The organism is Streptomyces sp. PTY087I2 (genome assembly GCF_001687325.1).
Taxonomy (GTDB): domain Bacteria; phylum Actinomycetota; class Actinomycetes; order Streptomycetales; family Streptomycetaceae; genus Streptomyces.
Genome location: NZ_LZRD01000041.1, coordinates 31,077 through 45,522, shown reverse-complemented (window position 1 = coordinate 45,522; position 14,446 = coordinate 31,077). Strand labels below are relative to the sequence as shown.

At 68.5% G+C, this 14,446-nt stretch carries 13 protein-coding genes; 9 read left to right on the top strand and 4 right to left on the bottom strand.

Annotation, left to right across the window (positions count from 1 at the left end; genetic code table 11):
* Positions 1–546: 546 nt before the first annotated feature.
* Complete coding sequence (locus tag A3Q37_RS31830; RefSeq protein WP_369691477.1) at positions 547–1,605, top strand: polyprenyl synthetase family protein; 1,059 nt, start codon at positions 547–549, stop codon at positions 1,603–1,605.
* A gap of 28 nt (positions 1,606–1,633) precedes the next feature.
* On the opposite strand, the gene A3Q37_RS31825 is transcribed toward A3Q37_RS31830, so the two are convergent.
* On the bottom strand, positions 1,634–2,305 hold the full coding sequence (locus A3Q37_RS31825; protein WP_065489993.1) for an FMN-dependent NADH-azoreductase: 672 nt from the start codon (positions 2,303–2,305) through the stop codon (positions 1,634–1,636).
* Between the two features lie 131 nt (positions 2,306–2,436).
* Between A3Q37_RS31825 and A3Q37_RS31820 the strand changes: the two genes are divergently transcribed.
* Positions 2,437–3,363 carry a LysR family transcriptional regulator gene (locus tag A3Q37_RS31820; protein ID WP_065489991.1) on the top strand — a complete coding sequence of 309 codons (927 nt, stop codon included), beginning with the start codon at positions 2,437–2,439 and terminating at the stop codon, positions 3,361–3,363.
* Between the two features lie 28 nt (positions 3,364–3,391).
* On the opposite strand, the gene A3Q37_RS31815 is transcribed toward A3Q37_RS31820, so the two are convergent.
* Genes A3Q37_RS31815 through A3Q37_RS31805 form a run of 3 tightly spaced genes read right to left on the bottom strand, consistent with a single transcriptional unit; the run spans position 3,392 to position 7,618 of the window.
* A complete protein-coding gene (locus A3Q37_RS31815; RefSeq protein ID WP_079138080.1) occupies positions 3,392–3,850 on the bottom strand; it encodes a nuclear transport factor 2 family protein in 459 nt (152 codons plus the stop codon).
* Positions 3,851–3,878: 28 nt separating this feature from the next.
* Entirely contained in the window at positions 3,879–4,811 is a 933-nt protein-coding gene (locus A3Q37_RS31810) for an NAD(P)-dependent oxidoreductase (protein ID WP_065489986.1), read from the bottom strand.
* Complete coding sequence (locus tag A3Q37_RS31805) at positions 4,805–7,618, bottom strand: non-ribosomal peptide synthetase (RefSeq protein WP_065489984.1); 2,814 nt, start codon at positions 7,616–7,618, stop codon at positions 4,805–4,807. Before A3Q37_RS31805 ends, A3Q37_RS31810 begins: the two co-directional genes overlap by 7 nt.
* Positions 7,619–8,604: 986 nt before the next feature.
* On the opposite strand from A3Q37_RS31805, the gene A3Q37_RS31800 reads away from it, so the two are divergent.
* From A3Q37_RS31800 to A3Q37_RS31770, 7 genes are all read left to right on the top strand, one after another.
* A complete protein-coding gene (locus tag A3Q37_RS31800) occupies positions 8,605–9,288 on the top strand; it encodes a LuxR C-terminal-related transcriptional regulator (RefSeq protein ID WP_255312000.1) in 684 nt (227 codons plus the stop codon).
* A gap of 98 nt (positions 9,289–9,386) precedes the next feature.
* The gene (locus A3Q37_RS31795; RefSeq protein WP_065489980.1) at positions 9,387–10,178 is read left to right on the top strand and encodes a LuxR family transcriptional regulator; all 792 of its coding nucleotides are present in this window, start codon (positions 9,387–9,389) and stop codon (positions 10,176–10,178) included.
* A 190-nt stretch (positions 10,179–10,368) separates the two neighbouring features.
* Positions 10,369–11,313: an ACP S-malonyltransferase gene (locus tag A3Q37_RS31790; RefSeq protein ID WP_065489978.1), complete on the top strand. Its 945-nt coding sequence runs from the start codon at positions 10,369–10,371 to the stop codon at positions 11,311–11,313.
* The gene (locus tag A3Q37_RS31785) at positions 11,310–12,074 is read left to right on the top strand and encodes an IclR family transcriptional regulator (RefSeq protein WP_065489976.1); all 765 of its coding nucleotides are present in this window, start codon (positions 11,310–11,312) and stop codon (positions 12,072–12,074) included. Before A3Q37_RS31790 ends, A3Q37_RS31785 begins: the two co-directional genes overlap by 4 nt.
* A gap of 33 nt (positions 12,075–12,107) precedes the next feature.
* The gene (locus A3Q37_RS31780) at positions 12,108–12,455 is read left to right on the top strand and encodes a hypothetical protein (RefSeq protein WP_065489974.1); all 348 of its coding nucleotides are present in this window, start codon (positions 12,108–12,110) and stop codon (positions 12,453–12,455) included.
* A gap of 148 nt (positions 12,456–12,603) precedes the next feature.
* Positions 12,604–14,151: an acyl-CoA carboxylase subunit beta gene (locus A3Q37_RS31775; protein ID WP_065489972.1), complete on the top strand. Its 1,548-nt coding sequence runs from the start codon at positions 12,604–12,606 to the stop codon at positions 14,149–14,151.
* 11 nt (positions 14,152–14,162) lie between these two features.
* Complete coding sequence (locus A3Q37_RS31770) at positions 14,163–14,399, top strand: acyl-CoA carboxylase epsilon subunit (protein WP_065489970.1); 237 nt, start codon at positions 14,163–14,165, stop codon at positions 14,397–14,399.
* Positions 14,400–14,446: the final 47 nt, after the last annotated feature.

Genomic DNA, 14,446 nt, shown 5'->3' with positions numbered 1-14,446 from the left:
CTGGGCGGCCCGTGGCACAGCTGCATCGTGCTTGAAAACGTCGAGGTTCGCTCTGCCCGTGTGGCGTCTGGGGCAGCTGCGCTACATCAGCAGCGGCCAGCGTTCTGGGGAGTCTTGTGCGCCGACCTCAGGTGCGCGGTGCCTGTACAGCGAGACGGGCTCTGGGGTGTTTTGAGATCGGGAAAAGACGTTTTGGGGCTCCGAAGCCTGCGCCCGTGACCTGCGGTTTTGGGATTTTAGACAGATCCCACGAAGGCGGAGTTGCCCGTGCGTGGCCTGTGGCTGCGCACCAGCGCCAGTGTAGCGGGTAGGGGCGGCGGCCCGTCGCTGTCGACATGTCCAGGGTGGTCCACGGCGGCCGGAGGTGGCGCCGGGATTGCGCGGAGGAAACGGAAGGGCGGGAACGTATTTTGGCAGGTTGCTGCCAGCTATGTGAGGAACGTCTCGGGCCAATGGTCCGTTCGGCTTTGCCGGTGTCCGTTTTCAGATAAGTGCGCGGGACTATCCGTCGTGGCCCGTCGAAGTGTTTCTACCCTTCGGTGTGGGATGCCGAGGGTTGCGAACTGGGGGAGTCAGATGTCCACATTGATTGCGAAGACGCGAGGGCGGTCGATCATCACGCGGCTCGCCGCTCGGGAAAGCGCTCTGGAACGTCGCATGGTTCGGAATCTGGAGCGGGTGGAGACGCGGCTTCGGGAGTGTGTGCGGGAGGCGGACGATCCGCGCCTGGCAGAGGTTGCCGGTCACCTGATCTCTGCAGGCGGGAAACGCATGCGGCCGCTGCTCACCCTGCTCGGGGCCGAGTTCGGCGACCCGCGGTCCGTCGGAGTCATCGACGCGGCCGTGGTCTCCGAACTGGTCCACACGGCCTCGCTGCACCACGACGACGTCATGGACGAGGCTGCGCTCCGCCACGGCGTCACCAGCGTCAACGCCCGCTGGGGCAACACCGCCGCCGTCAGGTCGGGCAACTGGCTGCTCGCCAAGGCCGCTCAGCTGTCGGCCGGTCTGACCTCCGAGGCGATCCCGCTGCAGGCAGAAGCCTCGGAACGACTTGTCCGGGGCCAGATGCGTGAGTTGACCGGCCCGGATTCCACCGAGGAGCGGCTGTCCCACTACTTCGGCGTGATCTCCGACAAGTCGGCGTCCCTGATCTCCTTCTCCCTGCGGCTTGGTGCGCTCCAGGCGGGTGCGCCCGCTCACGTGGGGGAGACACTCGAGCGGTACGGCGAGCACCTCGGCGTGGCCTTCCAGATATCGGACGATCTGCTCGACATAACCTCGCCTTCCGGGGACCTCGGCAAGGAGCAGGGCAAGGACCTCGCGGTCGGAGTGGCGGGCCTCCCCGTCCTGCTGGCGCTCGACGACCGGAGCCCGGCGGACGGTGAACTCCGCGAGTTGCTGTCCGACCCTTGGGGGCTGCGGGGGGACCGGCACATCAGGGCGCTCGCGCTGCTTCAGCGGTCCACGTTCATGGACCGGACGCGGGCGATCATGGGTGAGCGGCTCGCCGGGGCGCGTTCGGCGTTGGCGCCGCTGCGGCCCGGTCCGCCGAAAGAGGCATTGGAAGCCCTGTGTGACTTCGTCGCGACGCGCACAACGTAGGCCAGGAGCGGTCGGCGCTGTCGCCGGCTCAGCCGCGTGCGATGTCGCGGGCCCGTTCCACCGACCGCTTGAGCGAGCCGACGGCAGCTCCCCGGTACGGGGCCAGTTGGGGAACGTACCCGGACTTCGTCATCTCGGCGTGCAGGAACTGCAGATCGTCGGCGAGCCCCACCATGCGGAAAGCGGCCCGCAGATAGGGCTCCTGGAATTCGTCCCGGTGACGGGGCGAACCCGGCCCGTATGTCCCGCCGCGCGCTGTCGCCACCACCGTTCGCAGTCCCGAGAGCGGACCCTTGCCGGTCCGCTGGTCCACGATCAGGGGCGGTATGGCGACGCGGTCGAACCATGCCTTGAAGGAGGAGGGGACGGAAAAGTTGTACATGGGCAGGCTGATCAGCAGCAGGTCGCAGGCGAGGAGTTCATCGATCAGCTCCCAGCTGTGCTGCCAGCTGCTGAGCTCCTCCGCGTCCCGCGCCGCCCGGCGCGCCTCGCCCAGGTCGACGGTGCCCGCCGTTTCGAGTCGGGAGACTATCTCGATCTGAGCGGCGTCGACGTGCCGGACAGGTGTGGCTGCCAGGTCACGGTGGATGACCTCGCCCTCCGGGTGCGCCGAACACCAGGCGTGGGCGAATTCGGCCGAGATCTGGCGCGATACGGATTCGGGGCGTGCGCTGCAGTCGACGAGGAGCAGTGTGGGCATGCTGGGCAACCTCTCACCGAAGAACGAAGGACGGGTGGTATGTCATTCAATCGGTCAGCGGGTCCTGAAGTACCGGAGCTTCGAGTAACAATCGGCGATGGTCGGCATAAAGGGAATAGACGGTACGAGCGGTGCTGGACATACGAAAGCTGGTATTGCTGCGGGCGGTGCAGGCGTGCGGCTCGATCGCCGCAGCGGCCGAAGCACTCAACTACACGCGGTCGGCGGTTTCGCAACAGCTGTCCGCCCTCGAATCGGAGACCGGCACGGAACTGCTGGACCGGCGGAGCAAGCGCGCCGGGCTGACTGCGGCCGGACGGCTCCTCGTCGAGCACACCGAGCACATCCTCCTGGACCTGGAGGCGGCGGAGTCCGACCTGCTCGCCATCAATGGCCGGGTCTGCGGGGAGCTGCGGGTCGGGGTGCCGTTCCACGAAGGCCCCGCACTGCTGGTGCCCGCGCTCTCCCGGATCCGCGAGACATATCCCGAGCTGAGGATCGTTCTGCAGGGTCTTACCGCGGGTGGTGGCCGGGAGGCCGTACGGCTCGGGCAGGTCGACCTGGTCCTCGCCATGGGCTACGACGGGGTGACCGAGCCGACGCTGCCGGGGCTGCACGAGGAACTGGTGGCCGTCGACCGTGTCCGCCTGGCCATCGGCCCGGAGGGAACGACCGGCAGGCAGGGAAGCCGCGGCGCGCTGCCGGCCACGCTCGCCGAGTACGCGGACTGGCCCTGGGTCCTGGACCCGTCCTCCGGGCTCGGCCGGCTCACCCTGCACGCCTGCGCCGCGGTCGGGTTCGACCCCGATGTGGTGGCCCGGACATCCGATCTGCACGCCACCCTCGGCCTCGTCGCGTTGGGCTGGGGGATCGCCCTGGTACCGGATCTGGTCCCCGACCGTCCCGGCTATCCGGTGCGCAGAATCACCCCCTCCGGCTCCGAGCTGGTCAGGCGGGTGTCCATCGTCGTTCGCCGGGGTGCCCTGTCGAGCCCCGCCGTGTCGGCCGTCCTCGCGGAGGTCCGCAGACAGTCGGGGGCCTCGCTCAGGGCGTCGTGACTGCGCCGCGACCAGCGGTTCCCGACGCTCAGTTCTCGATGACCCGGCGGAAGGGGGCGCTGTCGAAAATGTCCTCCATCACGGTGGCCTTGCCGTCGCGCAGGGTCCACGAGTGGACAAACTTCAGCTCCTCCGTGGTGCCCCGGGTCGACGTCACCTGGCGCACGCCGAACACGACGACGCGATCGCCCGACTCCAGGAACTCACGCGGTTCGATCCGCATGGCCTTCACCACGGTGGGCACGTGGGACAGGAAGCTCCTGACACCGGCGTGGCCGTGTCTCGTGCCGCCCAGGCTGTACTCGGACATGCTGTCGGGGTGGATCCAGCGTACGTCGGGCGCCAGGACGTCCAGGAGGGCCTCGGTGTCACGCCGGTGGAAGGCCCGGTAGGCGGCTTGGACCAGTTCGAGGTTGGGAGAGGTGGCGGCGGTGTGCGCCCGCTCATCGGCATCGGCGGTCCGGGTCGGTACGGGTCGGTCGGACATGGGCATGAGGGTGGGTGTCTCCTCGACGTCAGGCGGATCGGCGGACGTGATCGGGGAAATGGGCTGCGAGCGTGCGGCGGATGCCGTCCTGCCAGGTGACCGTGCACGGGCCGGTCAGCGCGCGCCGCCGGGCCGGGTCGAATCGGTAGGTCTCGCGGGTGACTTCACTCGGCACCGACGTGGCGGGCACGCCCGTCAGTTCGGCCATGTAGCGCAGGCAGTCGGTGATGCCCACCGACTCGTCGCCGCCCCAGTTGACCAGGGTCGCCGGGGTCGCCGCGGCCCGCCACAGATGGGGAACCTGAGCGACGAGGTCATCGGTGTACAGCAGGGAGCACCAGTTCTGCCCGTCGATGGGCACGGGGATGGGCTCGCCCGCGAGCATCCGCTTGAAGTACAGCATGGGCACTCCGCCGTAGCCGCCCGGACCGTACGCGATGTTCAGCCGGGCGATCGTGGTGGGCAGGCCCAGTACCTGGCTGAAGGCGCGGACCGCACCCTCTGTCGCGATCTTTCCGACGGGGTAGGCGGGCAGCCAGTCGGCGACTCCGTCGACCGGATCGTCCTCGGTGTACAGGTGGTCGAGGGTCTGGCGCGCGTACAGGGCGCCGGTCGACACGTAGAGGAACGCCTCGGCGGTGCGGCAGTGCGTCATGAGCCGACCGGTCGCCACCGCGTTGACCTCGATGGTCGTGTTGAAGTCACCGTCGTCGCCGCGACGCACCGCGGAGTGGATGACATGGGTGAAGTCCTCGGGCAGCCCCTTCAGCGTGTCCCGGGAGAGGTCCTCCATGTCCCAGCGCCAGGTGGTGATGGACCTCTCTTTGAGTTCGCGCTCGATGCCAGGGGTCCCGAACCGGCCGAGACACCAGACGTCGTTGTGCTCGGCGAGTGCTTCCGCCACCGGTCTGGCGACCTGTCCGGTGCCCCCGGTGACGAGGATCTTCTTGCCCTTCAGCACGGTGTCTTCGCTCCCTTTGTGTCGGTGTCGCAGTGGTTCCGCTCTTTCGCGATGCGGTCGGCGTCGGACAGAGCGCGGTCGAGCTCCCGGCGGAAGATTGCCTGGAAGGAGGCGACATGCCGCGGGCCCATCAGCGTGTAGTGCTCCCCGGGAACCTCGATGTAGTGGTTGGGCCCAGTAGTGTGCTCGTCCCAGCGGCGCAGTTCGTTGTGGAGCCAGTCCTCCTTGGTGCCGCGCAGGGGAGTCGCGTAGAAAACGCTCATCGACGCCACCGTGCCGCTTGGCCGATAGGACCGGCCCAGGTCGGTGAGGGCATTGGCGATCTCCGACCAGTCGCCGAACCGCTCTTCGGTCAGGTCGAGTTCGGCGAGCCGGTCGCGTGGGGCGATGTCCACCAGGCGTCGGACCTGCTTCTCGCGGGGAAGACCGCGAAGGAGGGCCGGCAGCTCCAGGGCCTGCTCGCGGCCGATCAGGTCCAGGAAGTAGGCCAGGTTGACTGCGGTCTCGGCGAAATCGAGCTCGTCCATCCGGTACTTGATGTTCGGCGGCAGGTTGATGCTGCCGACGAAGTCGACGCGTTCGCCCTGGCCGCGCAGCACCTTGGCCATCTCGAAGGCGACCGCGCCGCCGAAGGAGTAGCCGGCGAGGGCGTACGGGCCGCGCGGCTGCCGCGCGCGGACAGCGCCGACGTAGCAGTCGACCATCTGCTCGAAGGTGGCGAAGGGTTTCTCGCCCCTGTTGAAGCCCTGGGCGCGCAGAGCGTGGAAGGGCCGGTCGCCCACGAAGTACTTGGCCAGATTGACGAAGACCAGGACCTCGCCGACGCCGGGATGGACGCAGAACAGCGGGGTCTTGGCGCCATGGGTCTGCATCGGCACGATCGGGTCGTACGAGGGCGGTCCCGAGGACGGCTGTTCGCCGAGCCGCGCGGCGAGCGCCCGGACCGTGGGAGCCCGCAGCACGGTGATGATCTCCAGGCCGGTGACGCCCAGGCGCTGGGCGACCTTGCTGCGCAGGCGCAGGATGTCGAGTGAGGTGCCGCCGATGTCGAAGAAGCCGGCACTCGCGCTGACGGTGCCGGGCTCGGCGCCGAGGATCTCCGCGTAGATCTCGCACAGGATCCGCTCGGTGTCGTTCTCGGGTGCGTCGTAGCCGCCGAGCATGCGCAGGGTGAGGGTGCCGACGGCACTCCTCGTACTCTCGTAGGCGCCGGACTCCAGCCGTCGCCGCATGACGGAACGCTGGATCTTGCCCAGGCTGGTCTTGGGGAAGGCGTCCTTCGGCAGCGGCAGGACGAGGAAGGGCCGGAACCCCCAGTGCATCACGACGCTGTTGCGTACGGCTGTGAGCACCTGGTAAATCGCGGTCTCGTCCCCTTCCGGGACCTCGGGATGCAGAGCGATCACCAGTTGCTCGGTGTCGGCGCCCGCCGAGCGGGTCGGGAAGGCAGCCACATAGGAGCCCGCGACGCCGGGCAGCTGCTCGAGAGTGGTCTCGATCTCATGGCTGAAGTAGTTGACCCCGTTGATGATGATGCTGTCCTTGCTGCGGCCCACGAGGGAGAGCCGTCCGGCGTCGATCCGGCCCAGGTCGCCGCTGCGGAACCAGCCGTCGGCGGTGAACGCCTCGGCGTCGGCCCGGGGGTTGTTGTAGTAGCCGCTGGTGATCATGGGGCCGATGAGCTGTAGTTCGCCCACCTCGCCTTCGGGCAGCTCCCGGTCGTCCGCGTCGGCGATCCGGATGCGCAGACCGGACACCGGGGTGCCCAGGGAGGCGAACTCACTGCCCCGGTCCACTTCGGGGAAGGCGGCACGGGAGTACACGCTGCCGGCGCAGGTCTCGGTCATGCCGAAGGCCGGCCACAGTGCGTCGGAGACGAGTCCGTACGGGGCGAAGTTGTCGAGGAAGGCTTCCCCGGTTGCGCGGACCACGGCCTCCCCGCCACTGATGATGTGCCGCAGCATGGACAGATCGAGCTGTTCCTCGTCGGCGTGGAGCCGCTCGGCAGCGGAGTTGAGCTGTCCCAGGAGGAAGTTCGGGGTGAACGTCATGGTCACGCCGTGCCGGGAGGCGAGTCGGAGGAACTCCAGCGGCTCCCCGAGGACGACCTGAGGCTCCACGTGCAGCTGGCGGCCGCCGGTGGACAAGGGGAGCAGGTGGCACTCCAGGAGGGCGGCCACATGGTCGAAGGAGACCCAGTTCAGCGTCGTGTCCGCGGCGGTGAGGCGGTGGTGGCCGTTCTTTCCTGCCATGGACGCGAGCAGGTTGGCGTGGGTGAGGACGACGGCCTTGGAGTTCCCTGTCGAACCCGAGGTCAGCACCAGCAGTGCGGTGTCTTCGGGCGCCGCAGTGTACGGTTCGGCCCGTTCCGCCGACGGCAGTTGCTCGACGAGGGCGACGTCGAGCCCGTCGACTGCCGGAAGTTCGGTGCCGATGGCCTCGTCGGTAACGATCAGCGGCCCGTCGAGCAGGGTGTTGACGTGGGCCAGTTGGGACGACCACCGTTCGGGGTCGCCGCGCAGCGCCACCATGGGGCACGGGACGAAGCCGCCGAGCACCGCGGCCCAGAACATGGTGAGGAACTCCCTCGGCCGCTCCAGGACCAGGACGACCTTGTCCCGGGGGCGCAGGCCCCGGGTGCGCAGACCGGCGAGCAGCCGCAGTGCGTCGTCGAGGAGTTCCTGGTGGCTCTGCTCCTGGAACCCGGCGGCTGCGCCGCCGACGCAGTAGCGGATGCCGGAATCGGGATGGTGCCGGGCGGCGTGCACGAGCAGGTCGCTGATGCTCTGCCGGGGAGGTGTGTTCACGGCTGTCTCCGTTGCCTGATGGAGTGTCGGGCCTGGCGGGCACACGCCTCGAAGGGGTGACCCCGTTCTCCGTGCTCCGTGGGACTTTGTTCGTGAGTACGTGAAGGGAGAGGGCTCGTATGCGGGAGTTCACATGAGGAATCCACCAGCTGTTCGGCCGTGATTTCCTCAGGGGCCCTGCTGGGAGCCGAAAGAGCATGGGCGTCGATTTGGCCGGTTTGCGCGACTATTGCTGTACTGCCTCTGGATAAACGTCAGTCTTCCGCTATGGGTGATGCGTCACGGCTGAGAGGAGTCGCGATGTCTGAAAACCAAAGGTTGCGGGAGGCGGCCCGATCGGCCCGCGCAGAGCCGGGACCATTCGAAAAGACCCTCTTGTGCCTTTTGCTCAGGCTTGGAGGCGTCGATCCTCTGAGGCCGTTGTGAAGGAAGGGAGCCTTTTTGCGGGTGAGTCGTGTGCACGGCGTGCGCTCATGTCGGAAACCTAGACGGTGCCCTGTCCGTGGTGCGGAACGGTTGTCCGCTAGCGGACAGAGGCGCTACGGACAGTGACGACTCCGATGCGGTAATGCGCGAAAAGGGGAACATGAACCGCCGCTTCCACGGTTTCCGTGCAGTTTGCTGACAGGGATTCGAGTTGTGGCGCCGATGATGTTGAAGAACGTTCTGTATTTAGTCCCGTCTTGAACTAAATGCTTTAGTAGGTTGACTGGATGTGATTGCCCGAACTAGTGTCGGAAAAGGTTTGGCAGGGTCTTCCGGGCGTAAGTCGGGAAGGCGAAAAGTGGCTTAGTCACCAGGCTTCTGCACGGCGATCCCGTGACGACCCGTTATCGGCAGGAGCCGCTGGGGTCCGGACCTGGTGAACTGACGGGGGGAGCTTGATGTCGGACGTATTACTTCAACGCTTGGCGGGCGGAGTCGAGGGGTCGGGAACGGCCGATCATTCCGCAAGTCTGGAACAGACGCTGCTGCAGGTCAGCGCCTTGATCGATTCAACGGTCCTGCTGCACCGGCAGCGCTCGGTCATGCCGACGCCGGTGGCACGTACGGGAGGCGTCCCGATCAGCGACGCACTCGACTCGCTCATGGGGCGGGCCCGCCACACAGTGTGCATCGCGATGACCGGGAGCAGCGAGTTCACCGACGCCGTGGCGCGGTCGCTGATCACCATCCCGGCGCAGGTGACGGTCCGCATCCTCTGCACCGCGGCGGCCACGGACTCCTCGCTCGCCCAGCTGGCCGGACTGGTCCGCCCGGGCGGCTGCCGGGTCGAGGTGCAGGTGTCGGAGAGCGAACTGCGCGAGACCCTCGTGGTCGACGGTGTGGCCGCGCTGGTGCGCGGGGACAGGGGGGCCGGGGGGCAGGCCGCCGTCGTGAACGATGCCGCCGCGGTCCGTGCCCTCGAACTGCTCTTCGCCGGTGCCTGGTCCCGAGGGCGCAGGCTCGCCGACCACCTTCAGCTCAGCCCCCGGCTCCGCACCGAGCTCGCCAGGAACATCCTGGAGCAGCTGCGCGCCGGCAATACCGACGAGACGGCGGCACGGGAACTCAGCGTGTCCCTGCGGACCTACCGCCGCTACGTCGCGGAGATCATGCGTGAACTCGACGCGCACTCCCGCTTCCAGGCCGGAGCCCGGGCCGTGGAAGTCGGCCTGCTGACGGAGTAGAGCTCGCTGCTGAGTAGGGATCCGACACGTGGGAACGTCCCGTAGAAGAGTCTGTGCCCGGCGGGCCTCGATGCCAGAGCCAAGGTGGTGGATGCGACGTGCTCAACAAGGGAGATGACGAACTGGAGAACGCTCTTCTCGAGGTTCGGGCGCTGATCGAGTCGACGGTCGCTCTTCACAGAGACCGCAATGTCCAGGAGAGTCTGATCTCCGGCCTGGGGAACGACTACGACGCCGTGCTCGACCAGGGACAGCGGCTCATCCGGGCCGCCACCCGGAGCATCGACATCGTGCACGCACGCCAGCTCGCATCCGACGAGCGCTCCGACCGCACCGAGCGAGAGCTGATATACGACGCGAGCGAGGACGTGTCCGTGCGGGTTCTGACCAGCCCGGACATGCTTGACGAGAGCTTCGTCCGCGAACAGATGGGCACCGACAAACCGGCGGCCGTCCGGGTCGCGCGGGTTCCTCCGTTGCAGGCGCTCATCGTGGACGGGAACGTCGCGCTGGTGGTCGCGGACTCCGCGGTCGGCCGCCGGGCATCCTTGATCCAGGTGCCGGAGGTGCTCAACACACTGCAGTCCCTCTTCGAGAACGTGTGGGTCCGGGCGGTCCCCGCCGGCGAGCGCGCGGTCTTCGGGGACAACTACCGCGCGTCGCTCGCACGGCAGATACTCGGTGCGTTGCAGGCCGGCGTCACGGACGAGGTGGCGGCCCGTGAACTGACGATATCCGTGCGCACCTACCGGCGTCATGTTGCGGAGATCATGACCTTGCTCGGTGCCCACTCCCGCTTTCAGGCGGGGGTACGCGCCGCTGAGCTGGGATTGCTGCCACCGGCAGCCAAACCGGGCACGAAGCGGGGCGACCCGTTGGCATTTTCCTGAAAGGTCCGTTGCCGGAGCTCGGCTCGGCGCAGTCTCCTTGGGTGTCAGGAACGGACCCGCCCGGATGGCGGGGCCCGTTCTCCGGCGGCCCGATTCCCCCGTAGAGCCGTCGGCGCACGAGGTCGGCCATCTGAGTCCAGGTGGCCGGCCCTGCGTGCCCCTTGATGAGCGTCGTGCGGAAGGCGGGTCCATGGATCAGGTACCGGTCGGCTTGGTGTTTCCCGGGCAGGGAACGCAGAAGCAGGGAATGGGCGAGGCCTGGCGGGACACCCCATCCTGGCGCCTTGCCGAGGAGATCTCCGAGGTCACGGGCGAAGACCTCCCCGAACTCCTGCTGCGCACCCCCCAGGAGCATCTCCGGCGTACTGACCTCGCACAACTCGCCGTGTTCACCGTCTCGATGATGGCCCACGCCGAAGCGGTACGCGGTGACAGCCTCGGCGGGCCCGTCGTCGCCTGCGCGGGGCACAGTCTCGGTGAGTACGCGGCCCTCGTCGCTTCCGGCGCCCTCACGGTCACCGGGGCCGCGGCTCTGGTGGCCGCGAGGGGCCGTGCCATGCGCGAGGCGGCACTGGCACATGAGGGCACGATGGGTGCGGTGGTCGGGGTGGAGCCGGAAGAGGTCACGGCCCTGGCGGACGAGATACGTGGGGAGGGCGGCGAGGTATGGGTCGCCAACATCAATGCCCCGGGGCAGGCCGTCATCTCCGGATCGCCCGCGTCGGTCGCCGAGTTCGGGGGGCGAGCGCCGGGGATCGGGGCGCGGATGATTGCGATCGAGGTCGGAGGAGCCTTCCACACTCCGTTCATGGCACCCGCCGCCGAGGCGCTGGGCCGGGCGCTGCGGGACACACCGTTCACATCGACGGCCGTTCCGATGGTGGCCAACGTCGATGCGGCGCCGTACAGGGGCGACGCCGACTGGCCGGAGCTCTGCGTCCGGCAGCTCACCTCTCCGGTGCTGTGGGAGCAGAGCGTGCGAACCCTCACCAGGCAGCTCGGCTGTCGCCGGCTCGTCGAGCTCGGGCCTGGCCGGACGCTGGCCGGGCTGATCCGGCGCATCGACCGGGCCGTCGAGGTCGTCTCCCCGGACGTCGCCGGAGCGCTTCCCGCCCGACGGGTGAGTGAACGATGAGCGTCACGGCGGAGCACCGGCCGAGAGGGATCAGCGGGATCGGGGTGCTCGACAAGGCATCGGTCCTCCTGGCTGTGGTGGAGAAGGGACCGGCGACGCTGGCGGAGCTGGTGGCCGACAGCGGGTTCGCCCGCCCGACCGTGCACCGGATCGCGCTCGGCCTGGAGCACATCGGGCTGTTCACCCGGGACTTCAAGGGGAGATTCGTCCTCGGCCCGAGGCTCGGCGCCATGGCGGCCGAGGTGCAGCGTGACCGGCTGGTCAGGGTGGCGCCGCCCGTCCTGGCGGAGCTGCGGGAGCTGACCGGGTTCGACGCCCGGCTGTTCCGGCGCAGTGGAGCCATGCAGCTCTGTGTCTCCTCCTCCGTGGACGTCTCCGGTGGCAGGGAGGACCTGCCGGTCGGCATGGCGCGTTCACTCAAGGCAGGGCCGGTTGCCCAGGTCCTGCTCGCCTGGGAGGAGCCCCGGGAGCTGTACGAGGGGCTGCGCAGCGCCCGCTTCACCGGCGCTCAGCTCACTCTCGTACGCAGTCGCGGCTGGGTGCACGGCCCCGAGGCGATCGTGCCGGGGGCCGTCTCGATCGCGGTGCCGGTACGTGCCATGGGGAAGCGGGTGGTGGCCGCGCTGGCTCTCACCGGTCCGTGTTTCCGGATGCCCGAGGCTCCGAACCGGGTGCTGCTCGGCGCGCTGATCGACGCGGCGGGCCAGCTCGGTGACCTGATGGCGAAACCCGGGTCCGCCGCGCGGGCCTGGGCCCGGTAGCCGGTAGACCGCGAGCGGGCACGGGCGAGTTCGGTGTCGGAGCAATGGAAGCCGGGGGAGGGCCCGTGGCTTCTCCTGGTGGAGAACCGGGGTGGCGCCGACGAGCCGGACGGCTTCCGGAGGATGGCCGTCACCGAGGCCATGTCGAGGAGTCCGGTGGTGCTGCTTCTGGTCGAGGAAGGCGTGGCGCTGGCCGTTCCGGGCAGTGACTCCGCTCTCGACCGGTTCCAGCGAGCGGGCGGACGGCTGGCCGCCGACCGCTACTCCCTGGCGCGGCACGGTCTGGACAGGGCCTCGCTGCGCGTCGGGACGCGGGTGACCGACATGGGAGAGGTGGCGGGCTGGGTTCTCGACCGTGCCGTGCGTGTGGTGTGGCACTGACCCGTAGGTGAAATGCCTTGCCCCGTTCTTCCCTTCTTTTCTCGGCCGCGCACTTTTCTCTTTCGGAGCGGGCGGGAGTGAAAACACGCCGTCGGGCGGGGCGGAAGGTTTCCGTACCGGTCGGACCTGACCATACGAGGAGTTGGCTATGACGATGCAGGACCGGGTGAGCGAGCTCGGGCTGATCCGCGACGAGGTTCTCGAAGGTGCGGCGCCGGCTACGGACGCCCAGCACGCCAAGGGGAAGCTCACCGCGCGTGAACGCCTTGCGCTCCTTTTCGACGAGGGCTCTTTCACCGAGACCGAGCAATTGCGCAGACACCGGGCAACGGGTTTCGGCCTGGAGGCGAAGAGGCCGTACACCGACGGGGTGGTGACAGGGTGGGGCACGGTCGAGGGCCGCACGGTCTTCGCCTTCGCCCACGACTTCCGGATCTTCGGCGGGGCGCTGGGCGAGGCCCATGCCACGAAGATCCACAAGATCATGGACATGGCCATCTCGGCCGGCGCCCCGCTGGTGTCGCTGAACGACGGAGCCGGCGCCCGTATCCAGGAGGGCGTCTCGGCGCTCGCCGGGTACGGCGGCATCTTCCAGCGCAACACGCGCGCTTCGGGTGTGATCCCGCAGATCAGCGTGATGCTCGGCCCGTGCGCGGGCGGCGCGGCGTACTCCCCGGCCCTGACCGACTTCGTGTTCATGGTCCGTGAGACCTCGCAGATGTTCATCACCGGCCCCGACGTCGTGAAGGCGGTCACCGGCGAGGAGATCACCCAGAACGGCCTCGGCGGCGCGGACGTCCACGCCGAGACCTCCGGCGTCGCGCACTTCGCGTACGACGACGAGGAGAGCTGCCTGGCCGAGGTCCGGTATCTGCTGTCCATGCTGCCGGCCAACAACCGTGAGATGCCGCCGGCCGAGCGCGCGGACGATCCGGCCGACCGGCGGTGCGAGCGACTGCTGGAACTGGTGCCGCTCGACGGCGGGCGCCCGTACGACATGCACGAGGTGATCACCGAGATCGTGGACGACGGCGATTACATGGAGGTGCACGAGCGCTGGGCCACCAGCGTCATCACGGCCCTCGCCCGCCTGGACGGCCAGGTGGTCGGTATCGTCGCCAACCAGCCCCAGTCCTTCGCCGGGGTGCTCGACATACCCTCCTCGGAGAAGGCCGCGCGCTTTGTCCAGATGTGCGACGCGTTCAACATTCCGCTGGTCACGCTGGTCGACGTACCCGGGTTCCTGCCGGGCGTCGACCAGGAGCACGGGGGGATCATCCGGCACGGGGCCAAACTCCTGTACGCCTACTGCAACGCCACCGTTCCCCGGGTGCAGGTGATTCTGCGCAAGGCGTACGGCGGCGCGTACATCGTGATGGACTCGCGATCCATCGGCACCGATCTCTCACTGGCCTGGCCGACCAACGAGATCGCGGTCATGGGGGCCGAGGGCGCGGCCAACGTGGTCTTCCGGCGGCAGATCCAGGCGGCCGACGACCCCGATGCGGTACGCGAGCAGCTGGTCAAGGAGTACAAGTCCGAGCTGATGCATCCGTACTACGCGGCGGAACGCGGCCTCGTGGACGATGTGATCGACCCCGCGGACACCCGCTCCGCGCTGGTCGGTGCCCTGGCCATGCTGCGCACGAAACACGCCGCGCTGCCCTCCCGCAAACACGGCAACCCCCCGGTGTAGAGGAGACCGCCATGTCGGCTTCGGCGTTCGACGGGCCCCTTGGTCCCAGCCTGCTCAAAGTCATCAGAGGAACCCCCTCCGTGGAGGAACTCGCTGCCGTGACCGCACTGCTCACCGCCCTGTCGAGTGCGGCCGGGGCCGGGGCCAAAGCGGAGAGCGAGCCGGCGCCGGAGCCGGCCGGCTGGAACCACGCCACGTCCTTCTCGCAGGTCTCCTGGATGGCGGCCGGGCGCTGGGCTGGCAGGTAGCTGTCAGCTCCGTTGTCGCCTCTCGACTTGCCCATCAATCATCAAAT